We start from the raw sequence: 25,367 nt of genomic DNA on the forward strand, positions 1-25,367 counted from the left end.
GCAGGAAGATTATTAAATAATAATTAAAATAAGATGAAATTTATAAAACTTATTTTGTTCTTAGAGAGATATTAATATTTTTGTGATACTTTACAAGTGTAAATACTTTATCGATGAAAAAAAATATCTTCATTTTACTTTTCGGATTTTTCAATTTATTCTCGGCGCAAAATGGTTATGAGATCAGTATCAAAACCAAAGGAATTGCGAAAGATGTAATGTATCTTAAAATATTTAACGGTACTGTTTCAGATTCTTATGCGGTAGATTCTGCAAAAATCAGCGGGAAAACGCCGGTTGCAAAATTTGTTCAAAAACAGAAAGTGTTAGGAGGAATCTATAAATTAGAATTAAAATCTAATAAATCAGCCTTAAATATTTTGGTCAACAATGGGGCGAAAATATCATTTAACCTTGAAGGAAGTGAACTTTTAGGACTTATGGCTGAACAAGAGCCCAATATTGGTTTCCTCACTTACGAAAGACAATCAGGAAATATTGAGAAAAAATTAGAGTTTCTTAAAAGTGTTCAAAAAAAATATCCAAGTCCCACGCTTGATCTTTACACAAAACTGGAAGAGAATAAGAATATAAAAATACCGGAAAGTTTAGATGAAAGAAAAAAAATACAGGCAAATTTTCTGTCAGATGTAGATCTCAACGACAGAAGAATTCAAATACTTCCCAACTCGTATCAGTTTTTGAACAAGTATTTTAATATTCTGCCAATTGATAATGAAAACTATAAAATCGGTGTAGATCGACTTCTGAAAGGACAAAACTGTGATTCTAAAAATTATCTGTTTTATCTGAAATGGATTTTTAAAAACCTAGAATATTACAGTCAGAAAGGAATGAATGATGCGTATAAATATACATTCAATACCTATCTGAATGATATGAAATGCGTCAATAAAAATGAGACATTCTATAAAAGTATTGCTTCAAAACTTTCTGCTTTGAAAGCTGTACCGATAGGAAGTACTATTACAAATACAGAGATGCAAAAATTAGATAAAACAATGTTAAACCTTTCTGATATTTATACGAAATCGAAATATACTTTTGTAATGTTTTACGATCCGGATTGTGTGCATTGTCAGGAAGAAACGCCAGGAATTGCAACTTATATAGCAAGTCTTCAAAATTCTGGTGTAGATATCCAATCGGTTTCTTATCTGAATACGCCTGATGATAAAAAATGGCAGGGTTTTATACAGGAAAAAGGTTTACAAAACTGGATCAACGTGAAGAGTAAAAATAACGACCGCACTTATGTGGAAAAACTGGAAATCTCTTCTAATCCTAATTTTTTATTATTAGATTCTCAAGGTAAAGTTTTGTTGAAAAAATATAACCAACAGGAAATTGCAAAGATTTTAATGTCATTAAAAAACTAAATGAATTATTTTAATAGGAATTGTTCCAACAAAAAAAGCATCCAAAAAAAATGGATGCTTTTTAAATTTATTTAATAAAACCTCTGTTTCTCAACAACGGCTTAATGTCTGGGTCGTGTCCTGTGAAATCTCTGAATGCCTGATTAAGATCTACAGAATTTCCTACAGAAAGAATATATTTTCTGAAACGGTCACCATTTTCTCTTGTAAGACCGCCATTATTTTTAATCCATTCCCAAGCATCATTATCTAAAGTTTCAGACCATAAATAAGCGTAATATCCAGCAGAATATCCACCGCCCCAAATGTGTGCAAAATATGGTGTGTGATATCTCGGAGGAACAGTAGCTAAAGTAAATCCGTGATTATTTAATGATTGTTTTTCGAAATCTAAAACCGGAAGCAATTGACTTTCATTGGTTACCGAATGCCAATCCATATCCAAAGCAGCAGCAGAAACCAATTCGGTCGTCATATATCCTTGGTTAAAGGTTGATGCTTTTTTGATTTTATCAACCAAAGCCTGTGGAATAGGTTGCTTGGTTTCGTAATGAAGTGCATAATTTTTCAAAACAACAGGATCTAAAGCCCAGTGTTCGTTGATTTGAGAAGGGAATTCCACAAAATCTCTCGGTACATTTGTTCCTGAAAGGGAAGGGTATTTCTGACTTGCAAACATTCCGTGGATAGAGTGACCAAACTCATGGAAAATTGTTGAAACATCATCATAACTAATTAAAGAAGGCTTTCCTGGAGCCGGTTTCTGATAATTATAACAGTTTACAATTACAGGTTTTGTTCCCAATAAATACGATTGCTCAACGTAGTTGCTCATCCAGGCTCCACCGCTTTTAGAATCTCTTGTGTAGAAATCAAGATAATAGATTGCGATAGATTTTCCGTCATGATCGAAAACTTCATAAGTTACAACATCAGGATGATAAACAGGAAGATCTGTTCTTTTCTTAAAAGTTAATCCATAAAATTTTTCGGCAGCGAAGAAAACTCCTTTTTCCAAAACGGTTGTAATTTCAAAATAAGGTTTGATTTGGTTTTCATCTAAATCAAATTTTGCTTTTCTTACTTGTTCAGCATAGAAATTCCAGTCCCAAGGTTCTACTTTGAAACCTCCTTTTTGCTGATCGATTAAATCCTGAATGTCTTTTGCTTCACGTCCTGCCGTTTCTACAGCAGGGGTTGCAATTTGATTCATCAACTTTACGGCAGCTTCAGGGTTTTTAGCCATCTGATCCTGAAGTTTCCATTCTGCGAAACTTTTTTTGCCTAAGATTTGAGCTTTTTTAAGTCTTAATTTGGCTAATTTTTCAATCGTTTCTCTCGTATCATTGGCATCACCTTTTTCGGCTCTTTGCCAAGATGCTTTGAATAATTTTTCTCTTGTTGCCCTATTAGTAAGATTTTGTAAAAGAGGTTGCTGAGTTGTGTTTTGTAAAGCCAAAAGATATTTCCCTGGCTGTCCTGCTGTCTTTGCATCGCTTGCTGCTGCAGAAATTTCGTCAGCGGAAAGTCCGTCTAATTCTTTAGCATCAGAAAAGAAAACGCCTCCTTGTTTTCTCGCTTCCAATAATTTGTTGGAATATTGAGTAGCAAGTGAAGCCAATTCCTGGTTGACCTGCTTTAATTTTTCTTTGTCAGCAGAAGAAAGATTCGCTCCTGCGATTTCGAAATTTTGTTTGTAAAACTGTACTAATCTTTTGCTTTCAGAATCTAAACCGTTTTCTGTGATTGATTTAATTCTTTTATAAAGATTTTCATTGAGGAACATTTTATCAGAATGTGCTGCAAAAATTGGCGCATACTCTTCATCAAGAGCCTGTAAAGTAGGATTAGTATTCGCACTTGTTAGGTTTGAAAATGTGATAACGGTTCTTTTCAAAACTTCACCGCTTTTTTCTAATGCCACAATGGTGTTTTCAAAAGTTGCAGCTTCGCTATTGTTGGCGATTTTCAGAATTTCGGCATCGTGTTGTTTTAATCCAAATTCGAATGCCGGTTTGAAATGTTCATTTTTAATTTTATCAAACTCGGGAGCTTCATACTGAAGTTTGCTTTTCTTCATAAAAGGATTTGAAGATAGAGAAGCATCAGGAACAGGAATTTCCTGTTTTATGTCGTTTGTTTTCATTGTGGTACAAGAATAATTGAATGCTAAAGCAGAAATTAACAATACTGATGAAATATTTTTCATGGGCAAATGTTTATTATTTTAAGGGTTATATTAGAATCTCTTTTGATTTTAAAAATTGTTTTATTGTCAATTGTAAGAGATTTCATAATTTAGTTGTTATTAAAGTATAAAGATATTAAAAACTAAACTTCTAAACATTAAAACATGAAATACACAGCAATTTTACTTTTTTCAGGACTACTGATTGTCTCTTCTTGCAAAAAAAATGAGAACAGAGAAGGGAAATCAACTTGGTTACCCGACGTTACCAATAAAGACCACGGATCTTTAAAACAAAAAGAATTTAAAGGAGATTTTAATGAAATTGAAGTTTCTCAGGCTATTGAAGCTGAGATTATTAAGTCTGATGTTGAAAGAGTAGTAATTTCTGCCCCTGCAAATATTATTGATGAAGTTTTGGTGGATAACAGTGGTGGCGAGCTTCATATTCACTACAAAACCGGAGTGCGTGTGATGAATACGAATAATGTGAAAGCTAAAATTTATGCTAAAGATTTTAAAAAACTTGAAGCCAACTCTGCGGCTATAATTATTGTTAGAGATCAGTTCACTCAGGAGAAAACGGATATTGAAATTTCTAGTGCAGCTCATATTTCCGGAAAACTTGAAGCGAATGATATGGAGATTGATGCGGGAAGCAGTGCTACTTTCAAAGGGCAAATCTGGGCAGTAAATCTTAGTATTGAAGCTTCTTCAGCAGCAGATGTTACGATTTCAGGGAAAGCTAAAAATGCAAATCTTACTTCATCGTCGGGAAGTGGTATTTCTGCAAAAGATGTGGTTGCAGAGAATGTGAAAGCCGAATCTTCAAGTGGAGCGAGTATAGAAATCGGAGTTTCTTCAAAATTTGAAGGTCATGCATCTTCAGGGGGAAGCGTAAAAGGTATCAAAAAAGGAAATGTAACGATTGTAAGCAAAGAAGAAAGCAGTGGTGGAAGCGTAGATGTGCAATAATTTATTCCGGGGTTTCTTCATCATCGTCTTCATCTGTTGATGAGGTTTCCCAATCTCTATTTTCAAAATTTAAATTATCATAAGCCAACAAATCCTCCTCTCGCTGGAGGATTTCTTTTGTAGTAAAAAGACGGATGTCTTCATCGTCTTTTGATTTTGCCAGTTTTCGGATCGATGCTTTATCGATTGCCATAAATCTCTGCCCAAGACGGCGTGCTGCATACTTTCGCATTCCGGTTTCCTGTAAAACATCAACGGCCATGTCAACTGCGGTACCTAAAGTTTCGCGGTAAATATTATCAATTCCGTTGTCTAAATAAGCATACGCATCGATCCTGTTTTTGGCGCGGACAAATATTTTTACATCAGGATATTGCTCACGAACCAATTCTGCAACAAATCGATTATCGTCGGGATCGTCAAGGCATAAAACTAGGATTTCTGCCTCTTCAATTCCTGCTGCTCTCAAAACGGGAATTCTTGTCGCATCTCCGTAATAAACTTTAAAACCATAACTTCTCAATAATTTTACCCTGTCAGAATCTCTGTCGAGAACGGTTGCCGATATTTTATTGGCTTTCAGAAGTCTTCCTACAGTGCTTCCAAAATGACCAAAACCTACAATGATAATTTTTTTCTGTGAAATATTGTTGTCGAGAATATCGAAAGCTGACTTTGCTTCCGGAACCTCTTTGATGAATTTTGGAGTAATCAGTCTGTCATTAATGATTAAAAGAATAGGGGTAATGCACATTGTGATTGCAGTGACCGCCATCATTTGCGCATTCATTTTTGCATCAAAAAGATAAAGATCGGAGGCGTAATTTATTAATACAAAAGCAAATTCTCCAACCTGAGAAAGTGCAAAAGCATAGAATAGACTTTGCGGAGTATCAATTTTAAAGAATTTTCCAATTGCAAAAAGTACAAAGAATTTCACCGCTAAAACTACAAGAACTGTACTAAAAATGAAAACAGGATCCTGAGCAATCACATTAAAATTCATTGTAGAGCCAACACTTACAAAAAACACGGCGAGAAGAAGGCCTTTGAATGGATCGATATGGGCTTCCAATTCGTGGCGGAATTCACTATTTGCCAACATTACGCCTGCTAAAAATGCTCCTAAAGCCGGAGACAATCCAATCGCAACCATTAATTCTGAAACTCCTATCACCAAAAATAGGGAAGAAGCGGTTAATAATTCCGACATTCCTGCTTTTGAAACGTATCTTAAAAAGGGTACAAAAACATATCGTCCCAATAAAATTAAAATAACAACTCCGAAAATTACGGTTCCAGCCTGAAGCCATTCCGGAAGTTTCTGAATTAAGATCTGAACTTCATTATCATGATGCCGCGCTTTATAATTGGCAATGATTGGTAAAATCGCCAAAATAGGGATGACAGCAATATCCTGAAATAAAAGTGTAGAAAAAGAGGCTTCGCCGGCTGTGGTTTTAAGATTGTTTTTTTCCTGTAAAGTCTGTAATACAATTGCGGTGGACGATAGTGCAAAACACATAGCAATGGTAATGGCTCTGTCGACTTTCCAGCCAGCCAAAAAAAAGATCAGGAAAAGTATTGAAATGGTAAGAGCCATCTGCGTAAGACCGAGCCCAACGATTTTCTTCCGCATTTCCCAGAATTTCCTGGGTTCCAATTCTAATCCTACCAAAAAAAGAAGCATGATAACTCCAAATTCACTGGCGTGCATAATGTTGTCTACATCATGTCCTGTAAGTCTTAAAACATACGGCCCGATGATAATTCCACCTAAAATATAACCAATCACCGAGCTTAACCCTAGCTTTCTTGCGAGCGGAACCATGATAATGGCAACGCCCAAAAAGAGTAAGGTGTTCATCGCTAAGCTAGATTCCATATTATTGATTTAAGGTTTCTACAAATTTCTTTTTCTGTAAAATGATTTCTTTTTTTGACAGTTTATTGGCTTCGTAAACGATGGTAATGTCTTTGATATTGGCATTAAAAACGCTTAGAGAAACAATCAGTCCGCTAATCAATTCGTCGATGGTATATTTGTAAGTTCCTTCTTTTGAAAAAGATCTTTCTTTTCCGCCGGTGGTTACAACGATATACACTTCTTTGTTTTCCAGAGGATTATTTTCGCCTTCTTTAATCCAGTTTCTGTCGAATACTTCGTCAATCCACAATTTTAGTAAAGGAGGAATTCCGAACCAAATAATAGGAAACTGAAAAATAAAACGGTCATATTGCTGAAGCCTTTTCCGTTCTCTGAAAGCTGCAATATGAAAATCGGGATATTCTTCGTACAAATCACGAAGAGTAAAATGCTGATGCCGAACATAGAAATTGATTAACTCTACATTTGAGTTTGAATGTTCCAGATAAGGATGGGCAAAAACCACCAGCGTTTTTTTCATAGACCCCGTTTTCAGTAAAAATAATGAAAATTGAGTGAAATATGAATAATTATAATAAGTTTAATTAAATTTTAATTGAGAAAAAGAGAATTAAAGATTAGAATTAAAAATTATTTTCCGTGGGTAAGCTTAATTACTTTTCCTTCTTGGGAGCTGATAATGATAAGAAAAGTTTCATGTGACGGAAGTTTCATACTTTATTTTTTTTACCATCCACCAGAAGCTCCGCCACCGCCAAAACTTCCGCCACCGCCGAATCCTCCAAAACCGCCACCGCCACGAGAACTTCCGCCACCGAATCCGCCTCCAAAACTTCCCGGGAAAGGGAATGGGAAAAATCCGCCTGGATAATTTCTTCGTCCTCTTCGACTTATAGTAATGTCGCCATCATCATCGTTTCCACCACCTCGATTTCCGAAAAAGATAGCGAGGATAATGAAAATAACGAAAGCAATAACGAGTAGCTTTGTAACACTTATGTCTCCAGATTTATTCTTGTTAGCAATCGGTTTAAATTTTCCCTGAACCGCTTCCATGATGGCATTGGTTCCCCCATTAATGCCTTCGTACCATTTTCCCTGTCTGAAATTGGGAGTAACGATATAATCTAAAATTTGTCCGGCAACTGAGGCTGTTAAATACTGCTCAACTGCTCTTCCTTGCTGAATCGACATCGTTCTGTCATCTTTAGCAATCAGAAAAACAACTCCGTTGTCTACATCTTTTTGGCCGATTCCCCATTTTTCCCCAAACATCGTTGCCAAATAATTAACATCTTCACCTTTTGTGGATGGAATGATAATAATTTCAATCTGCGTTGAGGTAGAATCTGCGAATTTGATGAGTTTATTATTCAGTTCATTTTTTTCCTGCGCTGTAAGTAAATTTGCCTCGTCATAAACAGGGTATAAAACTGCAGGTTTTTCAGGAATAGTGTACTGTGCTGATAAAAAACCATAACAGCAAATGAAAATGAGTGTAAAAACTATTTTAAGAGAATGTAATCTCATTGGGTAATTCGTTGTGATTTTCTCCTTTTATTGGAAAATGTTTTTTTAATTCTAAACCGGTTTCCAGAATTCCACTTTTTAAAGCCTGATAAAAATGACCTTTTGCAAACTCTGACGTAATATAATCATGCAGATAATCCCAATAAGACTGATGTACTTTTTCGTGGATTCCTGTATCACCGATAATCGTTAAGTATTTTTTCTCAAAATTAACATGAAAAAGCACCGCATTTTTTTCTACAGTTTTATCTTTACACAATTCTTTAAATACCTCGAAAGCAGTTGCCGCAATCTGATTATTTGATGTAGAATCAATGTGTACACGAATTTCTCCGGTAGAATGCTGCTCTGCCGATTGGATGGCTTCTACAAGAGAAGTAATCTGCTTATCTGTTAAAAAACGATTCATTATTCTGTAAATACGCTTGGTGCATTTTCAGTTCCGGTTTGTGCTTTAAATAAAGGTTTTTCTTTGAAATTGGTAAAGTTTGCCAAAATATTATTAGGGAACTGTTTAATCGAAATATTATAATCTCTCGCAGCATCGTTGTAATATACTGTTTCTGTTCTGATGCTGTTTTCTATGGCAATATATTCTCTTTGGAAATTGATGTATTGCTGATCTGCTTTCAGATTCGGGTAAGATTCTACCACGGCCATTAATCGGCTCAATGCTCCGGAAAGTTCACCTTGTGCAGCCTGGAATTTCGCCATATCTTCTTCCGTTAAATTAGTAGGGTTGATATTAATAGAAGTTGCTTTTGAACGAGCTTCGACAACTCTCGTTAATGTTTCCTGTTCAAATTTTGAATATGATTTTACCGTTCTTTCCAAATTAGGAATTAAGTTGGCTCTTTTCTGATATACCGTTTGTACATTAGACCATTTTGCATCAACTTTTTGTTCCTGTGCTACAAAATTGTTGTAACCGTTTTTTCCCCAGAAAAAAAGTACTCCAACGATAATAAGAAGAGCAATGCCGATGGTTCCGGCGCTCAGACAGCCTTTATTTTTCATATGTGAATTTTTAATGTTTTAAATAGTCATATGCAATCGCCCATCTTTATGAATGTATTTTTGAAAATTTTGAAATGGCGATTTCCTAGTTTTAATTTTTAATTATTTTTTGTGCTAACCAAATATACAAATTAAGTGCTAATTTTGCAGAAAATTTATTGAATGACAACAATTGTGGTGGCAATGGGAGAGAAAAACGAGATTGGTTCTGGTAATCAGTTATTGTGGCACCTTCCGAAAGATCTAAAACATTTTAAAGACTTAACTTCGGGACACCCGATCATCATGGGGAGAAAAACCTATGAAAGCATAGGGAAAGCGCTTCCCAACCGTACCAATATTGTTGTTTCAAGAAAGAAAAACTGGTTTCAGGAAGGGGTTTTAATTGTTGGAAGCCTTAAAGAAGCTGTAAAATTTGCAAAGAAAATTGATGAGAACATCTTCATCATCGGAGGCGGAAATGTTTACGAACAAACCATGGAAATTGCAGACCGTCTTGAAGTAACTTTGGTAAAAGCAACTTTGGAAGCCGATACCTATTTCCCAAAAATCAACGAAAAGATTTGGAAAAAAACTGGAGAAATCTGTCATGAAAAAGACGAAAAAAATCAATACGATTTCTGCTTTCAGACGTATGAAAAGGTTAATGGTTAATAGTTGTAGGTTGATAGATTTTTAATGTGTGGAAATTTAATTAGAAACCGTCCTCTATCAACTAAAAACTAACAACCAAATTTCCTATCTTTGCACTTCTAAAATTTAATAATGAATAAGTACATAAAAGTCATAGTTGCAGCACTTCTGATTATCGGAGGTCTTTATATGATGTTTTTCACAAGGAATTTAGGCTGGGGAATTGTGATTTTCCTTTTGGCTGCATTGCCAATTTTCTTATTTTTTAAGAACGAAAATATCCTTTTAGCTTTTTGGCAGTTGAGAAAACAAGACATGATCAAAGCTTCAAAATTTTTAAATAATATTAAAGATTATAAAACTGAACTTCATAAAAACCAATACGGATATTACCATTATTTACAAGGTTTAGTTTTGGCTCAGGAACATCCTACACAAGTAGAGCCTTTGATGAAAAAAGCTTTGGATTATGGTTTGAATATGAAACATGACCGTGCGATGGCAACGCTTAATTTGGCAGCCGGAGCGATTTCTAAAGGAAGAAGACAGGAAGGGCAAAAACTTTTGGAAGAAGCAAAAAGATTAGACTCTGCAGGGATGATGGCTGATCAGATCAAAATGCTGAAAGACCAGTTGAAAATGCCAACCATGCAAAAGCATATGCACAATCCTAATATGAGAAATAGAGGGAAGTTTTAATAACATATAAAATAATAAAAAATGCACTAATTGATTTTAGTGCATTTTTTATTTTTTGGACGGAGGTGGAGGAGGAGGTTCTGGCGTTTCAAAGAATTTATCATTGGGATAAAGTCTTTTTCTAATTAAAGAGAGTTTATCCAATTTCGTGAACTTATCATCTAAACCGTCATCATTGAAATATTGTCTTTGATTTTTTATTAGGATAATAAACTGTTACCAAGGATGAACCATATTTCCGTTTAGCTTTATTTTCGTTTTTTAAATATTTAAAATAATTTTCAAAAGAAAAAGAATTGTTGGGTTTAAAAGGATAAATGATTTTGGGCAAAGTTTGTTGCTTCTTTTCAAATGAGCTTATTTCGGAATGGGTTTCTAAATATAAGGTGTCATTTTCTTTTAAGAAATTATATCTTTCAGATGCAGCAAACATACATGCTGAAAGATTAACATAAACCTCCAAGGTATCTCCATTTTCCATTTTTTCTGAAAATTGATAGAGATCTTTTTCAAGATCAAATTTACTTTCATTGTTACAAGAAAATAATATGAATAAAGCGAATAGGAAGAGTGCTTTTTTCACAAAGTTTACATCTCAGAATTATTCTCATAGCCATAAAATTTAGGCATTTGCCAATGGTATTTTACAGCCAATGTTCTAATGGCAACAATCAATAAAATAGTGAAAATTTGGATAATTGTATAAGACAGACTCGTAAAAGTGGTCAATAGCAAAAATATCGCTCCACCAATAATACAGGCGCTTGCATAAATTTCTTTTCTGAAAATTAAAGGAATTCGATTGAGTAAAATATCCCGGATAATTCCGCCGAAACAGCCGGTGATGGTTCCAAGTCCGATGCAAATTAAAGGATGGATGTCTGCGTTTAATCCTTTCTGGACACCGATGATGGTAAATAATCCCAGTCCGAAACTATCGAAAATAAATAAAGTTACTTTAAAATTTTTCTCAATAGATTTAAATATCATCGAAAAAATGCAGGTTACCAAAATCACTCCACACAGCAGGAGATCGTGCATCCAAAAGACAGGAATGTCGAGCAATAAATCTCTCACCGTTCCACCACCAACTGAAGTAACGAAGGCAATAATCAAAACTCCGAACGGATCTAATCTTTTCTGCATTGCTGCAAAACTTCCCGACATCGAAAATGATATCGTACCGAGAATTTCTATTGCAAAATTGATTTGTTCGTGCATCTTTGATAAATGATTTTCGATAAATGATAAAAGATTGAATGTCTGAAATCATTAATCTCTTATCATCTATCATTTATTTCTCAACTCTTACCGCTTCAGGAACCAAAAGTTCATATTCGCCACCGTGATTGATGATTTCTCTTACGATGCTGCTGCTGATGAATGATTTTCCAGAGGAAGTCAAGAGGAAAACAGTTTCCAGTTTTTTGTGGGCTAACGTGCGATTGGTATGAGCAATTGCTTTTTCAAATTCGAAATCGGCAGGATTTCTTAAGCCTCTTAAAATAAATTGAGCATTTTTTTCAAAACAATAATCAACGGTTAAGCCTTCAAAATAATCAACTTCTACATTAGGAAATTCTGCGACCGAATTTTGTATGAATTCCATTCTTTTTTCAATGGGAAACATATATTTTTTTTGAGAATTTTGACCAATGGCAATAATTACTTTGTCGAAAAGCGCCGCTGCTCTTTCGATAATATCATAATGTCCTAAAGTAATCGGGTCAAAAGAACCCGGAAAAACAGCAATTTTCATGCGCAAATAAAGTTATAAGTTATGGGTTATCAATTATGAGTTGTTTTTACTCTAATCTCTAACTTCTAATATCTAGTTTCTCTTTTGTAAAGCTTTTTCAACCTCATTTCCACAGAGGTCTTTTATTGAAATTCCGTAAATTTTTGCCTGTTGAGGAAGGATACTTGCCGGAGAAAATCCTGGGTTGGTATTCATTTCAAGCATATAAGGAATTCCATCCATCAAAATAAATTCACTTCTTGAAAAACCACTCATTCCAAGAGAATTGTAAGCTCTTTTTGCAATTTCTTCTACTCTTTTTGTAGTTTCTGCGTCAATTCTTGCGGGGGTAATTTCTTCTGAAGCGCCTTCATATTTAGCTTCATAGTCGAAAAATTCGTTTGTAGGAACAATTTCTGTAATACCTAAAACGATGGTTTCACCTTTAAAATCAATAACTCCTACAGAAACTTCCATTCCGTCTAAGAAACTTTCAATTAAAATTTCATCATCTTCTTTAAAAGCAATTTCGGTTGCAGCAATCAGTTCAGATTTTTGTTTTACTTTAGAAATTCCCAATGAAGAACCCGACTGATTAGGTTTTACAAACACAGGAAGACTTAAATTATCAATAATTTCGTCAACATTAATATCTTCTCCTTTTCTTAAATAAACACTTTTTGCAGAAGGAATTCCATATTTTGAAAGAACGGCTAAAGTATCTTTTTTATTGAAGGTTAATGCGCTTTGGTAGAAATCACAACCTGTATATTTTTGTCCGATAGCGTCCCAATACGCCTGTAGAATTCCGTTTTCACCGGGTGTTCCGTGAATAATATTAAAGCACGCGTCAAACTTCAATACTTCATTATTATCTAAAGTGACTGAAAAATCACCTTTGTTTATGGTTTTTTTATTATCATTTTCATCCAGAAAATACCATTCATCTTTCAGAATAATCACTTTATAGACATGATAAAGATCTCTGTCCAAGGAATCATATATTAACTGGCCACTTTTTAGAGAAACTTTATATTCGTCAGAATAGCCTCCCATAACTACGGCAACGTGTTTTTTGCTCATATCCATATTATCAATAAAGGCAAATTTAAACATTTTATATATTGAAATAAATGAATTTTGATTTTTTTGAAGGCAAAAATGAAATCTGCTAAATAAAAACTTCAATATAAAATTATTAATTATCTTTGTCGTTATTATTAAAGTATTTTTAAGTATGCTTAAATCACTTTTCAACTGGAAAGTTTTACTGAATTTATTAGTAGCCATCGGTATTTTTATAGGATTGGTATGGCTTACTTTCCGTTGGTTGGAGTATCACACCAATCATGGGCAGGAAATCCCTGTTCCTAATGTTATCAACAAATCAGTGCACGACGCTGTAAAAATTTTAGAAGATACAGGACTTGACTATGAAGTTGATAGTGCAGCTTACAATCCTAAATACAGACCGCTTCAGGTTCTGAAGGTTTATCCTTCTCCTGGATCTCGTGTGAAAGATGGAAGAGCTATTCAACTAATGGTAAATCCTAAAAGCTGGGCTCCGGTTGCAGTTCCTGATGTTATTAATAAATATTCGGGATTGGCTTTCCAGAGATTAGAGCAGGTAGGTCTTAAGGTTGCAGATACTATTTATGAACCGAGCATTCAGAAAGATGCTGTTTTAAGAATTTTATTTAAAGGAAATTCTATAAAACCAGGAACTAAAATCCCAAGATTCTCGGTGATCGATGTTGTGGTAGGATCTGGTCCTATGCGAAATATTGCCATTCCTAATGTTGTAGGATTAACGGTGAAAGATGCAAAAGCTTTGATTGCAAGAAATCTTTTTGAAGTTGGTCTTGTAGATCATGAAGATGGTGGAAATGATGATTCAGATATTGTGTATTATCAAGATCCGGCATCGGGAGATGCGCGAGATCAGGGAATGCAGATTGATCTTTGGGCAAGTAAAAAAACACCTGCCGAACTGCGTGGAAAAATAGAAATACTTAACTCTACTTACCGTATGAGAGTAGATACTACTTTGCCTCCGGTGAGATATGATGAAGTACCTAATTTCCAGGATCCACCACCGATGAATGATCCTGTTCCGGCTCCTGCACCTCAGAAAAAGGAAGCTCCTAAAACTGAGACGGCAAAACCAACCGGAACTTCAGCAAAACCTACAACTACTGGAGATAAACCAAAACCTGCTGCATCGACGACAACTCCTGCAACAGAAAAGCCTAAAGCTAAAAAGGTAATTATAAATTAATTTTTAATTTAATATAAAAAAATAAGGCTTCAACTTTAATTATGTTGAAGCCTTTTATATAGATAAAGCAATGACAGAAGATAACGAGGATTTTTTAGACGAAGAATTTTTAGATGCCAATAACAGTGTTGACATTGATGATGAAAATAAAGGTCTGTATGAGCATCTTAATATTACGGTTGATGGTAATCAGGAACCTTTAAGAATAGATAAATTTTTATTTAATTTCAGACAAAATTCTTCCAGAAACAAAATTTCGCAGACTTGCCGTGCCGGAAATGTAGTGGTTAACGGAAATCCTGTAAAGCAGAATTATAGAGTAAAACCTGGAGATCAGATTTCTGTTTTGCTAACTCATCCACCTCGTGAAAATACGATTATTCCACAAGATATTCCTATTAACATAGTATATGAAGATGATGATTTGGTTGTGGTAGATAAAGAGCCGGGAATGGTGGTGCATCCGGGATTTGGAAACTGGGATAAAACTTTGGTGAATGCTTTAGCTTTTCATTTTCAGAAAAATGGTCAGAAATCAGATTTAGACAGGGTAGGTTTGGTTCACAGAATTGATAAAGATACATCAGGGCTTTTGGTGATTGCCAAAAATGAATATGCTTTAAGCTTTCTTGCTAAACAATTTTTCGAAAGAAAAACCAAGCGTCTGTATTGGGCTTTTGTCTGGGGCAATGTGAAGGACGATGAAGGTACCATTACGGGGCACATCGGAAGGCACCCTAAAAACAGGATGCAGATGTACACTTATGTTGACGGAAGCCAAGGAAAGCATGCTGTTACCCATTATAAAGTTTTAGAGCGCTTCAGATACATGACTTGGGTAGAATGTAAGCTTGAAACCGGAAGAACCCATCAAATTAGGGCACATTTTAAACATATCGGCCATACTTTGTTTAATGACGAGAGATATGAAGGGAATATCGCCTTGAGAGGAGTGAATCTCCCTAAGTATAAGCACTTTATAAAAAATGTATTTGATGTTTTACCTAGACATGCACTTCATGCACACACTTTAGGGTTTATACATCCAACCACGAAAAAGGAATTGTATTTTGAGAGCCCAATGCCTCAAGATATGACGGATGCTGTAAAAAAATGGAGAAATTATTTAGAAAACTAAAAATATATTGAGATTTTTTTTATATTTGTTGAATTGAAATCAAGATTTGTTATGAGAAAACTATATGCTATCGTATGTTTAGCTCTTTTGTCGAATGCATACAAAGCACAAGAATCACTACCATACTATCAACAATATCTTTTGGATGGTGAGTTCCTGTTCAACCCTGCACAATACGGTAAAACAGACTACGTACAACTTAACCTAAACTATCAACAACAATTTTCAAAATTCAGCGAGTCTCCAAACGTGCAGTCTGTGGGGATCAACGCTAATATTTTTGACAGAGTAGGAGCGGGTATTTCCGTTTTCAGAGATAGCAACGGTCCTATTTCAGCTGGAGGTATTACAGCTGGTGCATCTTATTTCATCCCACTAAGTAGTGAAGGGGAGAGAAAAGATCAGTTTTCTTTTGGTACAAGTGTTAACTTCTACAATATGAATTTTGATTACTCAAAAATCAATACAGAAGACGGTTATGATCCATTGTTACAAGGTAACGAAAGTAATATCTTTATGGCGTATGCAAACTTCGGTCTAGCAGCTACATATAGAGGGATTTTCGGGGGTGTTTCGGTGAACGATATCGCATTAAGCAATGACGAATCTATCGTAAACAATTACGAGCCTTCTCCAATCAAATTTTTCTTAAACTTAGGATACGACTGGAAGATTGCAGACAATATTGCAATTAGTCCTTCAGTTTTGGTTAACTTAAATACCAATTCTACAAGAATGACAGACTTCAACTTGATGGCTACATTCTCTAACGATATCAATGCATTCTCTTTTGGAGTAAGCTACAGAGCTGTTCAAAACAGATTTGATAATCAGGAATTAAGTGTTTCACCTATTGTAAAAGTAAGATTCAACAAATTTATGATTGGTGCTACTTATAACCTTGGAATGTCTGATATTCAGACTTATGGAGGAAATAGCTTTATGCTGGGTCTTGGTTATAACTTCGATAACTTTATTAATCATAGAGGATTTAGATATTAATCAATTTAATTTAAATAAATTTGAGCTCTGAAATTTTTCAGGGCTTTTTTTATGATTTACATTCACATCCCTTTCTGCAAACAAAAATGCAGCTATTGCAATTTTCATTTTTCCACTTCTTTGAATTTTAAAGATGAAATGCTGGATGCGATGAAAAAGGAAATTTTCCTTAGAAAAGACGAACTTCAGAATAAAAACTTAAAATCTCTCTACTTTGGTGGAGGAACACCTTCTGTACTTTCTGCGGATGAAATTAAGTCTTTAATTGATGAAGTTTTAAAACATTTTAGTTTTAATAATGATATTGAAATTACTTTAGAAGCTAATCCCGATGATTTAAATGCTCAGTTTTTAAAAGGATTGTCAAGTTCTCCGGTTAATCGGCTTTCTATCGGAACACAGAGTTTTTTTGATGAAGATTTGAAACTGATGAATCGTGCGCATAATGCATCCGAAGCAGAAGGTTCAATTAAAAGAGCGCAGGATTTCGGATTTGAAAATTTAAGTATTGATTTAATTTACGGTTCACCAACTTCCAATCTGGAGATCTGGAAGGAGAATTTAAATAAAACCATTGCGCTTGAAATTCCACATATTTCGTCTTATGCTTTAACGGTAGAGCCGAAAACGACTTTAGAAAATTGGGTTTCGAAAGGGAAAGTTTTAAAACCCAAAGAAGAAGAGCAGAACCGGGAGTTTTATTACATGATCGATTTTCTAAAAGATCATGGTTTTGATCATTATGAAGTATCCAATTTTGCAAAAGAAGGGTTTTATTCAAGACACAATTCTGCGTATTGGAAATATCAGGAATATTTGGGGATTGGTCCTTCCGCACATTCTTACAACGGAAATGATGTAAGAAGTTGGAATGTTGCCAACAATCAACAATACATCAAAAAATTAAATTCAAATATTTTAGCCAAAGAAACCGAAATTCTTTCACAGCAAGATCAGTTTAATGAAATGATTATGATCGGTTTAAGAACGATTTGGGGGATAGATTTAGATAGTTTAAATCAAAAATTTTCTGAAAATATTTTAGACAAATTTAATAAAGAGATTCAATATAAAATAGAAGAAGGTATTTTGAAAATTGAAAATAAACACCTTAAAATTCCTGAAAAACATTGGTTTATGGCAGACGGAATCGCTTCTGATTTGTTTCAGGTTTAAAAATCTAAAATCTAAAATCAAAAATTTAAAATCTTTAAGTATTTTTGTATTAAATTTCGCATCGTTTGAAAACTAAAAAACAAAACTATTCGCATCTTTCGCCAAAGCAGCCTATCGGGATTTTTGATAGTGGAGTGGGAGGTTTAACGGTTGCTAAAGAAATAAAAAGACTTCTTCCAAATGAAGATATTATTTATTTTGGGGACACAAAGCACCTTCCTTACGGTGAAAAGTCTAAAGAAGCGATTATAGAATATTCTACGAAAATTTCTAATTTCCTTTTAGAGCAAAACTGTAAAGCCATTGTAATTGCCTGTAATACGGCTACAGCAAATGCATTGAAGGAGGTGATGAATTCAGTTGCAGGAAAAGTTCCTGTAATTGATGTTATTAATCCTGTTGCTGAAAAAGTGGCGTATGAACTTCATAATAATGTAGGGGTTATTGCAACCAAAGCGACGGTAAATTCTGGTTTGTACAAGAAAAGCATCCGTAAGCATAATAAGTTTATTAAAGTGGATGAATTGGCGACTCCGCTTTTGGTTCCTGCGATTGAAGAAGGTTTTAAAAACCATCCGATTACACATTCTATCATTTATAATTATCTGAGTAATGCCAAATTGAAAAATATTGAAACACTGATTTTAGGTTGTACCCATTATCCTCTTTTGATTGACGAAATCAAACAATATTACGGAAACCGCGTTCGTGTAATAGATTCACCGAATATTGTAGCGAATCATTTGACGATTATTTTAGATAAATATCATCTTTTGAATGATAATAATCCGAAGCCGAATTATAAATTTTACCTTTCTGATATTACCAAAAATTTTGAAAAGATATCTAAAAAATTCTTTGGTAAAACAATAGACTTAGAACTGAAAGTATTATAACAAAAAGGACTCAATTTGAGTCTTTTTTTTTGTATTCGTATTAACGTTATTTTCAGCTATTTATTTACATGTAAAACTCGAACGTAGGAAAGCCAAGTGAAATTTAACTTATTAGATTTTAAAAATCAGTTAGATTACTATCTTGAGGCATCGCCCAAGAATTTTTCATATTATATTTATTAAAATCATTATCTGTAATAATTTTAAATTTGAAAATATATTTAACTTTTACCCCATAAAATTTTGCAGGTTTCCATTTATTGAATTCTCTGGAGAATACAACTTTTCTTATTTGTCTGAATATATTCTTATCGAGTAATTTATTTGCATACAACTTTACGGGTTTACCTTGTTCATCAATTACAAGCGAAAAAATGTTTTCTCCACCTTTAGTTTTTGCGTTTACTTTTATTTTTTCAATTAATTTATTTTTAAAACGTATAGTCGCACTGTCAAATATAGGATATTCCAAAATTCGGTCATCTATGAAAGAATAGCCATTGTTACCAACATTTTTTAAACTGTCGATCATCTTTAATGATTTCGCAACTTGGTCAGATTCTTTTTTATATTCTAAATATCCTTGTTTGTCAAAAATGAACTTCCCTTTTTCAATTACAAACCTTACCTCAAAATCAGTCTGTTGACTATATAAAAAAGCTGAAATAAGCAGTAGTAAAAATGAAATACTTTTTTTTAGCATTAATAAATTCTGAGTTAAAACTCTATTGTTTTTCATTGTTGGTGGAGAAAGGAGTGATTTAGAATTACTTTTACAAATTATTTAAAAAATGAAGAGTATAAAAAATTGTTGAGCAAACTAAATTGCTAGCATTGAAAAGTAATGACTGATTAAGAAATAGTTGATTAAATTTTAATTTATAGAATATTTTATTATAAAAATAAAAAAGACTCAATCGAGCCTTTTGTTTATTCTGTAGTATCGTTGATTTCTGTTTCAACTTGCGGATTAGGTTCGTAAAAACTAAAACTTACATTTCCGTATTTTCTGGTGAATTTATAATTCGGATGATCTAGGTTTAATCTGCTTTGGTGCTCTACAATTAGAATTCCGTTAGGTTTTAGGTATTTGTTGTTTAAAACTAAAGAAAGCAATTCATGGTATTTTTTTTCTTCGGTTTCAAACGGAGCATCTGCAAAAACAATCTCGTAAGATTTATTATTTCTAAACTTTTTTAGCCAGTCAAAAACATCACCACGTTGCGTACTCACTTGTAAGCTCATGTCTAATTCTGATGCTGTTGAGTTGATAAAAGAAGTATGTTTAGGATTCATTTCTACCGAAGTCACGTCTTGACAACCTCTCGACGCAAATTCAAAAGTAATAGACCCAATTCCTGCGAAAAGATCAAGAACTGAAATCGACTGCATATCGTAAGTGTTTTCCAAAATGCTGAAAAGGGCTTCTTTAGCAAAATCGGTGGTTGGTCTTACATCAAAGTTTTTGGGAGCGGCTATTTTTTTGGCTTTCCATTTACCGGAAATTATTCTGTACATTTTTTTTAGGTTTTAGATAAGAGGTGAAAGGCAGCAGTAGAAACTAAATCTTAAAATCTGCAACCTATAACCTAATTAAGGATGAAATTCTTATTTGGGATATTATCAAAAACAACTTTCAGATTCTTTACAAATTTCTGAAGTTCAGAGATGAATGTTTCGTTTTCTGTAGTTTCGCCATATACATAAAAATTGGTGTCGTTGATTCCAAAACCAATTTTACTTAAGGTAAACATTACAAAATAAAGAAAATCTACTTCCGAATTGACATCCAGATTGTTGTATAAAATTATTTTTTTATTCGAAATCGCAAAAAACTCACATTGATTGTGATAAAGATTAATATGAATTTCTTTATTATTTTTATTATTAATTGAGTTTAAAAACTTTTCTCCCGAAAAATTAAACTTTATAGGGATTGAAAGGTCTTTTATTTTCTGATAAAATTCTCTGGGAAAGGTATAGTAAAACTGTAGCTTAAATTTTTTGTTTACAGAAAGCATCAGTTCTTCATTTTCTTTATCTACAGGTGCATTAAAAGCAATGAGGTCATATCCCGAATCGTGACTTTCAAAACCCTCAGGCATTAATGTGAAATGATTCAGTGCAGACACCACAGAAACTTCATCATATCTTTGTTTAATTAAGATATCTTCTAGCTTTCCTGCGATAAAATTCTTCGGAGATTCTTCATCTACGAAATAAGACTTTTCCTCCAAAACACTTTTGTTTTTGATAATTTGGTAGACGAGTCCGTCTTTGGTAAAAAGTAAATTTAGTACGCTCATATTACAATTGTTGCAAATTTAGTGAAATTCTACCATTACCGCACCCGATTGATGATGAAGTATTTCCTTATTGTAAAAATCCAGACCTGTTTGACTTTCAAGAACGTCAAAAACCATGCGTTGCAAAGTGCCATCACCAATTCCGTGTACAATTTCGAGCCTTTTAAGATGATTTTTTCTGCAAAAACTGATGGTTTGAATTAATTTTTCTTTCTGAAGAAATAATCTTTCGAAACTATCGTAATCATAAGGGTTTTTAACAAGATTTTCAAAATGCAAATCTAGAATTAGAGGATTTTTATCATGCTTTTTAGAAATTATTTTTTTCGGTTCTGCTTTTTTTATGATTTTAATATTTTCATAGATTTCAGCATCTTTCGGAACCAGTTTTTCTTTCGGATATTGGTATGTGAAACCGTATTCGTCTTTAAAAACCACAATATTTCCATTCACCGAAGTAATCACTCCGCTTAAATCTTCATCTACCACCGAAACTTTATTGCCAATTTTCATATGTTTTAAACACTAATCTGCACAAATTTTTAGCACGAATTTTCACAATTTTCTAGTGTTATTAGTGAAAAATATTCGTGATATTTGTGTTTTAAAATTAAACTTTTGGTCCTAATTCAATCACTGCCAAATCTTTTATTTCTTCTCCATCAATTACAAACTGCATCATCGTTCTCATTTTATGCCAACCTTGTTTTCCGCAGGCTCCGGGATTCAGATGCAGCAATTTATTTTTGTCATCATACATTGCTTTTAAAATATGAGAATGTCCTGAAATAAATAATTTTGGAGCTTTTTCTGAAATCTCTTTCTTAGCTAAAGGCGTATATTTTCCGGGATAACCACCAATATGAATCATTAGAACTTCTACATTCTCACAAAAAAAGCGATTTACTTCAGGAAATTCAGAACGGATTTTTGTTCCGTCGATATTTCCGTAAACCCCTTTTAAAGGTTTAATTTTTTCAAGCTGTTCGATAATTTCAAAGCTTCCAAAATCTCCGCAGTGCCAGATTTCATCAGCTTGTTTTGCATAATCTAAAATTCGGTCATCAATATAGGAATGAGAATCTGAGAGGAGAAGTATTTTGGTCATTTATCTTATTGTTCTTTCAGTAATGTTTTGATCGTATTTTTCTTTGAAAATTGCAAGACAATCAGGATTTATTTCTCCATCATTTGTAAGTACTCTTTCTTTCAAAAGCCATTTTATAAGTTTTTCCATAGACTTTTTAGAATTCATAAAACTTGCAATTTTATAAAAATCATTAGATTCTACTTTTACTTTTTCGGTCAGAAAATTCAGTACATAATAATCATCATCTTGATATCTTGATGTTTCATTATTCATCTGCCTGTAAAGCAATATTTCATCGTCACTTTTCAAATTGTAAAATGAATATTCAACCATATTGATTTTTTCTGCTTTCAAGATCTGTTTTCCGTCAAGCAAAACTTTGTCATCTTTAATCTCGACTTCCTGAGTAAAATAAAAATTAAAGCTCAGTACTAATAATGAGAACGTCAATAATTTTTTTATAATCATTTTAATGTTTATTTTTTGCAAATATAAAAATGCTAATTGTTATAATCAGTTTTTTTATAGTAGCAATTTATTTTTATTAAATTTTAAGTATTGATGAAATGAGAATTTAATTATACTGAATTGATTAAATTTGGGAAAATTTAAAAATAATGAAGCATAACTTATCTTTATTCTTTCTTTTAGTTTCTTTCATCTCTTTTGCACAGGTTGAAGAGAAAAAATTGGACGAACTCATTCAGAATACTTTAAAAACTTTTGATGTTCCCGGAATGTCTGTTGGTGTTATCAAAGACGGTAAAATGATTTACTCAAAAGGTTTTGGAGTACGTTCGTTAACAACGAAACAACCAATGGATGACACAACTTTGGTGGGTATTGCTTCTAATTCTAAAGCTTTCACTTGTGTTGCTTTGGCAATTTTAGCTGATGAAGGAAAACTGAACTGGGACGATAAAGTTTCAAAATATATTCCTGAATTTCAAATGTATGACCCGTATGTTTCTCAAAATGTAACGATTAAGGATTTGATTACGCACAGAGCTGGATTAGGTTTGGGACAGGGAGATTTGATGTTTTTTCCAGAAGGTGGAAATCTTACGGTGAATGATATTGTGCATAATGTAAGATATTTAAAGCCCGAAAATCCTTTCAGAACGACTTTAGATTACAATAACATCATGTTTATTGTTGCCGGAGAAGTTATTACCAGAATTTCAGGGTTAAGTTGGGCAGATTTTATCGAGCAAAGAATTATGAAGCCGGTAGGAATGAATTCAAGCTTCGGAAGTTACAACAGAGCAAAAGCAGTTGCTAATAAAATTGATGCGCATGCTCCGGTTGATGGAAAAGCAATTGCAGTTCCTCATGATTGGAATGAAACGGGAAATGCCGCAGGTGGGATTATGAGTAATATTAAAGATATGACGATTTGGGCAGAATTTCTTTTAAATGGATTCACAACGAAAGACGGCAAAAAATTAGTTACAGATAAAAATATTCAACAGCTTTGGAGTTTACAGATTCCTGATAGAGTGGCAATGAAAAATCCTTACGATACAAGTTTTTACGGATACGGTTTAGGCTGGTTTTTAAGTGATGTGAAAGGTCATAAACAAGTACAACATACCGGTGGATTGATTGGAACAGTAACTCAGTTCACTTTAATCCCGGATATGAAATTAGGAATTGTGGTTTTAACGAATCAACAGTCTGGAGCAGCTTTCAACACAATTACCAATACGGTGAAAGATTCTTATTTAGGAATTGCCGATAGAAATTGGCTGAAAACCTACGGTGACAGAATGCAGAAAGTAGAAGCTGAATACAATAAACAAAAGAAAGAAGCTTTTGCAAAGTCTGATGCTTTCAAAAAAGATAAAAATCTTCAGCCTAAAGCTGAGCAGTTTGTAGGAAAATACAATGACCAATGGTTTGGTGATGTAGAAATTGCTCAACAGGGAAATACTTACAGAATTTCTTGTAAAAATTCCCCAAGATTAAAAGGTGAATTGCTTCCTTTTTCAAACAATACTTTTATCATCAAATGGGACGACAGAAGCTATGATGCCGATGCTTATCTTATTTTTAGTTATGATGAAAACGGAAAAGCAGAATCTGCAAAAATGAAAGCGATTTCAGATATTACAGATTTTAGTTTTGATTTTGATGATCTTGATTTGAAAAGGAAATAATCAACATAGAAATATTACAAAGAGGCTGCGAAAAACAGCCTCTTTTATTTTTAATTCAATTATTTTTTTATGAATTTCGTAGTAGTTTCTCCTGTTTTCAGAATGTAATTTCCTGAAGAAAGATGGTTTACGTTGATGGAGTTTCTTTCTAATATACCTGAATTTACTACTCTGCCCGTCATATCAAATATTTTGTATTCTTTTGAGTTTGAATTGTAAACATTTAGTTTGTCAGTTGCAGGATTTGGATAAACTTTCAAACTTTTACTACCCGTTGCATTTAATTCTGAAACAGATAAAGTTGCTAAGTCGACTTTATATACTGCGTTGGCAAAGAAATCTGTAATATACATCATGTTATTATGCATTAACAATCCAGAAGGGTAACTTAACAGGCTTGATGTTACTGCGTCAGAAACCGTAGGATTTGTAACTGAAGTACTGATCTTTGAAATTTTTGAAGCTCCAGCTTCTGCAACATATAATTGTTTTCCATGTGAGGCAAGACCTGAAGGATAGCTTAATCCTTGAGCGACAACTTCACTGGTCGCAGAACTGTTGTTCATGTCAAATCTTACAATTTTTCCTTCAAATCTCTCGGAAATATAAAGTTGATCGCCAACAAGCTCAATTTCAAAAGGACTTGAAGCATTGGTAACTGTTGTTGGTAGAGGAGAAGCTTGGGTGACATCTATTTTGATGACTCTGTTTTCCCCTTCAAGGGCTACGTACAGTTCGTTTCCAATAAACTCAAGACCAATAGGACTGTCTATGTTTGATATTACAGTTTCAGGAGCAATACCTGTGTTTGAAAGGTCAATTTTAGAAATTTTGTTACCTCCGAATTCTGAAATATAAAGTTGATTATCTTTTATCGCTAATCCATAAGGTCTGTTTACTCCCGTTGCTATATCAACTGGAGAAGTATTTGGATTGGTAAGATCAAATTTCACAACTTTGTCTGAATAATAATAACCAATATACAAGTCATTACCATCTGTGATCATAGGATTGGGAGTTGTTAAATTGTCTTGGAATACGCTTATTGAAGCTTGAGAATAAACATTGCTTCCCAATAATAAAAAGAAAGCAAACAGTAAATAAATTTGTCTGTACATAATAATAGAGTTTTAAGCTTTGTTTTATTTAGAATAAATAAAATTTAGACAAATTTAATTGTTTTATCCACAAAGGAAAAATGCGCATTCGGTTGCATTTAAAGAAAGAGAAATAACAAAATAAAAATGTTGTTAT

27 protein-coding genes are annotated in these 25,367 nt (G+C 33.5%); 10 read left to right on the top strand and 17 right to left on the bottom strand.

Annotation, left to right across the window (positions count from 1 at the left end; genetic code table 11):
- Positions 1-113: 113 nt before the first annotated feature.
- Positions 114-1,400 (top strand): TlpA family protein disulfide reductase, encoded by a 1,287-nt coding sequence (locus tag B5X64_RS03390; RefSeq protein WP_079463882.1) that lies wholly within the window; start codon positions 114-116, stop codon positions 1,398-1,400.
- Positions 1,401-1,467: 67 nt separating this feature from the next.
- Here B5X64_RS03390 and B5X64_RS03395 read toward each other — a convergent pair whose 3' ends face one another.
- Positions 1,468-3,609, bottom strand: a complete 2,142-nt coding sequence (locus B5X64_RS03395; protein WP_079463883.1) for a M3 family metallopeptidase — start codon at positions 3,607-3,609, stop codon at positions 1,468-1,470.
- Positions 3,610-3,753: 144 nt separating this feature from the next.
- Here B5X64_RS03395 and B5X64_RS03400 point away from each other — a divergent pair, with 144 nt between their 5' ends.
- On the top strand, positions 3,754-4,563 hold the full coding sequence (locus B5X64_RS03400; RefSeq protein ID WP_079463884.1) for a head GIN domain-containing protein: 810 nt from the start codon (positions 3,754-3,756) through the stop codon (positions 4,561-4,563).
- Between the two features lies 1 nt (position 4,564).
- On the opposite strand, the gene B5X64_RS03405 is transcribed toward B5X64_RS03400, so the two are convergent.
- From B5X64_RS03405 to B5X64_RS03425, 5 genes are all read right to left on the bottom strand, one after another.
- A complete protein-coding gene (locus tag B5X64_RS03405; protein ID WP_079463885.1) occupies positions 4,565-6,448 on the bottom strand; it encodes a monovalent cation:proton antiporter-2 (CPA2) family protein in 1,884 nt (627 codons plus the stop codon).
- A 1-nt stretch (position 6,449) separates the two neighbouring features.
- Positions 6,450-6,971: an NAD(P)H-dependent oxidoreductase gene (locus tag B5X64_RS03410; protein ID WP_079463886.1), complete on the bottom strand. Its 522-nt coding sequence runs from the start codon at positions 6,969-6,971 to the stop codon at positions 6,450-6,452.
- 206 nt (positions 6,972-7,177) lie between these two features.
- A complete protein-coding gene (locus B5X64_RS03415) occupies positions 7,178-7,981 on the bottom strand; it encodes a TPM domain-containing protein (protein ID WP_079463887.1) in 804 nt (267 codons plus the stop codon).
- Positions 7,962-8,393, bottom strand: a complete 432-nt coding sequence (locus B5X64_RS03420) for a TPM domain-containing protein (RefSeq protein ID WP_079463888.1) — start codon at positions 8,391-8,393, stop codon at positions 7,962-7,964. The genes B5X64_RS03415 and B5X64_RS03420 overlap by 20 nt, the downstream gene beginning before the upstream one ends.
- Complete coding sequence (locus tag B5X64_RS03425) at positions 8,390-8,998, bottom strand: LemA family protein (RefSeq protein ID WP_079463889.1); 609 nt, start codon at positions 8,996-8,998, stop codon at positions 8,390-8,392. Before B5X64_RS03425 ends, B5X64_RS03420 begins: the two co-directional genes overlap by 4 nt.
- Positions 8,999-9,160: 162 nt before the next feature.
- On the opposite strand from B5X64_RS03425, the gene B5X64_RS03430 reads away from it, so the two are divergent.
- Together B5X64_RS03430 and B5X64_RS03435 are read left to right on the top strand one after the other, a co-directional pair.
- Positions 9,161-9,652: a dihydrofolate reductase gene (locus B5X64_RS03430; RefSeq protein WP_079463890.1), complete on the top strand. Its 492-nt coding sequence runs from the start codon at positions 9,161-9,163 to the stop codon at positions 9,650-9,652.
- A gap of 111 nt (positions 9,653-9,763) precedes the next feature.
- Complete coding sequence (locus B5X64_RS03435; protein WP_079463891.1) at positions 9,764-10,330, top strand: hypothetical protein; 567 nt, start codon at positions 9,764-9,766, stop codon at positions 10,328-10,330.
- A 172-nt stretch (positions 10,331-10,502) separates the two neighbouring features.
- Here the strand turns inward: B5X64_RS03435 and B5X64_RS03440 are convergent, their stop codons facing one another.
- The 4 genes from B5X64_RS03440 to B5X64_RS03455 form a co-directional block, all read right to left on the bottom strand.
- A complete protein-coding gene (locus B5X64_RS03440; protein WP_079463892.1) occupies positions 10,503-10,913 on the bottom strand; it encodes a hypothetical protein in 411 nt (136 codons plus the stop codon).
- Between the two features lie 5 nt (positions 10,914-10,918).
- On the bottom strand, positions 10,919-11,551 hold the full coding sequence (locus B5X64_RS03445) for a trimeric intracellular cation channel family protein (protein ID WP_079463893.1): 633 nt from the start codon (positions 11,549-11,551) through the stop codon (positions 10,919-10,921).
- Positions 11,552-11,624: 73 nt separating this feature from the next.
- Positions 11,625-12,089 (bottom strand): pantetheine-phosphate adenylyltransferase, encoded by a 465-nt coding sequence (coaD, locus tag B5X64_RS03450; RefSeq protein ID WP_076557705.1) that lies wholly within the window; start codon positions 12,087-12,089, stop codon positions 11,625-11,627.
- Between the two features lie 72 nt (positions 12,090-12,161).
- The gene (locus B5X64_RS03455; RefSeq protein ID WP_079463961.1) at positions 12,162-13,151 is read right to left on the bottom strand and encodes a D-alanine--D-alanine ligase; all 990 of its coding nucleotides are present in this window, start codon (positions 13,149-13,151) and stop codon (positions 12,162-12,164) included.
- A gap of 154 nt (positions 13,152-13,305) precedes the next feature.
- Here B5X64_RS03455 and B5X64_RS03460 point away from each other — a divergent pair, with 154 nt between their 5' ends.
- The 5 genes from B5X64_RS03460 to murI all read left to right on the top strand — a co-directional run bounded on the left by B5X64_RS03460 (position 13,306) and on the right by murI (position 18,558).
- Entirely contained in the window at positions 13,306-14,346 is a 1,041-nt protein-coding gene (locus tag B5X64_RS03460; protein ID WP_079463894.1) for a PASTA domain-containing protein, read from the top strand.
- A 70-nt stretch (positions 14,347-14,416) separates the two neighbouring features.
- A complete protein-coding gene (locus tag B5X64_RS03465) occupies positions 14,417-15,484 on the top strand; it encodes an RluA family pseudouridine synthase (protein WP_079463895.1) in 1,068 nt (355 codons plus the stop codon).
- A 51-nt stretch (positions 15,485-15,535) separates the two neighbouring features.
- A complete protein-coding gene (locus B5X64_RS03470; RefSeq protein ID WP_079463896.1) occupies positions 15,536-16,486 on the top strand; it encodes a PorP/SprF family type IX secretion system membrane protein in 951 nt (316 codons plus the stop codon).
- A gap of 51 nt (positions 16,487-16,537) precedes the next feature.
- Positions 16,538-17,662: a radical SAM family heme chaperone HemW gene (gene hemW / locus B5X64_RS03475; protein WP_079463897.1), complete on the top strand. Its 1,125-nt coding sequence runs from the start codon at positions 16,538-16,540 to the stop codon at positions 17,660-17,662.
- A 65-nt stretch (positions 17,663-17,727) separates the two neighbouring features.
- Complete coding sequence (gene murI, locus B5X64_RS03480; RefSeq protein WP_079463898.1) at positions 17,728-18,558, top strand: glutamate racemase; 831 nt, start codon at positions 17,728-17,730, stop codon at positions 18,556-18,558.
- Between the two features lie 118 nt (positions 18,559-18,676).
- Here murI and B5X64_RS03485 read toward each other — a convergent pair whose 3' ends face one another.
- The 6 genes from B5X64_RS03485 to B5X64_RS03510 all read right to left on the bottom strand — a co-directional run bounded on the left by B5X64_RS03485 (position 18,677) and on the right by B5X64_RS03510 (position 22,422).
- A complete protein-coding gene (locus B5X64_RS03485; protein ID WP_079463899.1) occupies positions 18,677-19,297 on the bottom strand; it encodes a hypothetical protein in 621 nt (206 codons plus the stop codon).
- A gap of 191 nt (positions 19,298-19,488) precedes the next feature.
- On the bottom strand, positions 19,489-20,076 hold the full coding sequence (locus B5X64_RS03490; protein WP_079463900.1) for an RsmD family RNA methyltransferase: 588 nt from the start codon (positions 20,074-20,076) through the stop codon (positions 19,489-19,491).
- Between the two features lie 71 nt (positions 20,077-20,147).
- A complete protein-coding gene (locus tag B5X64_RS03495) occupies positions 20,148-20,864 on the bottom strand; it encodes a DUF3822 family protein (protein WP_079463901.1) in 717 nt (238 codons plus the stop codon).
- Positions 20,865-20,882: 18 nt separating this feature from the next.
- Positions 20,883-21,377 (bottom strand): Smr/MutS family protein, encoded by a 495-nt coding sequence (locus B5X64_RS03500; protein ID WP_079463902.1) that lies wholly within the window; start codon positions 21,375-21,377, stop codon positions 20,883-20,885.
- A gap of 97 nt (positions 21,378-21,474) precedes the next feature.
- The gene (locus B5X64_RS03505) at positions 21,475-21,972 is read right to left on the bottom strand and encodes a metallophosphoesterase family protein (RefSeq protein ID WP_079463903.1); all 498 of its coding nucleotides are present in this window, start codon (positions 21,970-21,972) and stop codon (positions 21,475-21,477) included.
- Positions 21,973-22,422, bottom strand: a complete 450-nt coding sequence (locus B5X64_RS03510; protein WP_079463904.1) for a hypothetical protein — start codon at positions 22,420-22,422, stop codon at positions 21,973-21,975.
- Positions 22,423-22,571: 149 nt separating this feature from the next.
- Between B5X64_RS03510 and B5X64_RS03515 the strand changes: the two genes are divergently transcribed.
- Positions 22,572-24,113 (top strand): serine hydrolase, encoded by a 1,542-nt coding sequence (locus tag B5X64_RS03515; RefSeq protein WP_079463905.1) that lies wholly within the window; start codon positions 22,572-22,574, stop codon positions 24,111-24,113.
- A 59-nt stretch (positions 24,114-24,172) separates the two neighbouring features.
- On the opposite strand, the gene B5X64_RS03520 is transcribed toward B5X64_RS03515, so the two are convergent.
- Entirely contained in the window at positions 24,173-25,231 is a 1,059-nt protein-coding gene (locus tag B5X64_RS03520; protein ID WP_079463906.1) for a T9SS type A sorting domain-containing protein, read from the bottom strand.
- Positions 25,232-25,367: the final 136 nt, after the last annotated feature.

This window comes from Chryseobacterium balustinum, assembly GCF_900168205.1.
Taxonomy (GTDB): Bacteria; Bacteroidota; Bacteroidia; order Flavobacteriales; family Weeksellaceae; genus Chryseobacterium; species Chryseobacterium balustinum.

Excerpts from the sequence above, each read along its gene's own strand:
- B5X64_RS03485 (WP_079463899.1), bottom strand. The coding sequence starts at position 19,297 with ATGAAAAACAATAGAGTTTTAACTCAGAATTTATTAATGCTAAAAAAA.
- B5X64_RS03410 (WP_079463886.1), bottom strand. The coding sequence starts at position 6,971 with ATGAAAAAAACGCTGGTGGTTTTTGCCCATCCTTATCTGGAACATTCA.
- B5X64_RS03405 (WP_079463885.1), bottom strand. The coding sequence starts at position 6,448 with ATGGAATCTAGCTTAGCGATGAACACCTTACTCTTTTTGGGCGTTGCC.
- B5X64_RS03395 (WP_079463883.1), bottom strand. The coding sequence starts at position 3,609 with ATGAAAAATATTTCATCAGTATTGTTAATTTCTGCTTTAGCATTCAAT.
- B5X64_RS03415 (WP_079463887.1), bottom strand. The coding sequence starts at position 7,981 with ATGAGATTACATTCTCTTAAAATAGTTTTTACACTCATTTTCATTTGC.
- B5X64_RS03465 (WP_079463895.1), top strand. The coding sequence starts at position 14,417 with ATGACAGAAGATAACGAGGATTTTTTAGACGAAGAATTTTTAGATGCC.
- B5X64_RS03515 (WP_079463905.1), top strand. The coding sequence starts at position 22,572 with ATGAAGCATAACTTATCTTTATTCTTTCTTTTAGTTTCTTTCATCTCT.
- B5X64_RS03460 (WP_079463894.1), top strand. The coding sequence starts at position 13,306 with ATGCTTAAATCACTTTTCAACTGGAAAGTTTTACTGAATTTATTAGTA.
- B5X64_RS03520 (WP_079463906.1), bottom strand. The coding sequence starts at position 25,231 with ATGTACAGACAAATTTATTTACTGTTTGCTTTCTTTTTATTATTGGGA.
- hemW (WP_079463897.1), top strand. The coding sequence starts at position 16,538 with ATGATTTACATTCACATCCCTTTCTGCAAACAAAAATGCAGCTATTGC.
- B5X64_RS03500 (WP_079463902.1), bottom strand. The coding sequence starts at position 21,377 with ATGAAAATTGGCAATAAAGTTTCGGTGGTAGATGAAGATTTAAGCGGA.
- B5X64_RS03470 (WP_079463896.1), top strand. The coding sequence starts at position 15,536 with ATGAGAAAACTATATGCTATCGTATGTTTAGCTCTTTTGTCGAATGCA.
- B5X64_RS03435 (WP_079463891.1), top strand. The coding sequence starts at position 9,764 with ATGAATAAGTACATAAAAGTCATAGTTGCAGCACTTCTGATTATCGGA.
- B5X64_RS03505 (WP_079463903.1), bottom strand. The coding sequence starts at position 21,972 with ATGACCAAAATACTTCTCCTCTCAGATTCTCATTCCTATATTGATGAC.
- B5X64_RS03490 (WP_079463900.1), bottom strand. The coding sequence starts at position 20,076 with ATGTACAGAATAATTTCCGGTAAATGGAAAGCCAAAAAAATAGCCGCT.
- B5X64_RS03400 (WP_079463884.1), top strand. The coding sequence starts at position 3,754 with ATGAAATACACAGCAATTTTACTTTTTTCAGGACTACTGATTGTCTCT.
- B5X64_RS03390 (WP_079463882.1), top strand. The coding sequence starts at position 114 with ATGAAAAAAAATATCTTCATTTTACTTTTCGGATTTTTCAATTTATTC.
- B5X64_RS03425 (WP_079463889.1), bottom strand. The coding sequence starts at position 8,998 with ATGAAAAATAAAGGCTGTCTGAGCGCCGGAACCATCGGCATTGCTCTT.
- B5X64_RS03510 (WP_079463904.1), bottom strand. The coding sequence starts at position 22,422 with ATGATTATAAAAAAATTATTGACGTTCTCATTATTAGTACTGAGCTTT.
- B5X64_RS03495 (WP_079463901.1), bottom strand. The coding sequence starts at position 20,864 with ATGAGCGTACTAAATTTACTTTTTACCAAAGACGGACTCGTCTACCAA.
- B5X64_RS03445 (WP_079463893.1), bottom strand. The coding sequence starts at position 11,551 with ATGCACGAACAAATCAATTTTGCAATAGAAATTCTCGGTACGATATCA.
- coaD (WP_076557705.1), bottom strand. The coding sequence starts at position 12,089 with ATGAAAATTGCTGTTTTTCCGGGTTCTTTTGACCCGATTACTTTAGGA.
- B5X64_RS03455 (WP_079463961.1), bottom strand. The coding sequence starts at position 13,151 with ATGAGCAAAAAACACGTTGCCGTAGTTATGGGAGGCTATTCTGACGAA.
- B5X64_RS03430 (WP_079463890.1), top strand. The coding sequence starts at position 9,161 with ATGACAACAATTGTGGTGGCAATGGGAGAGAAAAACGAGATTGGTTCT.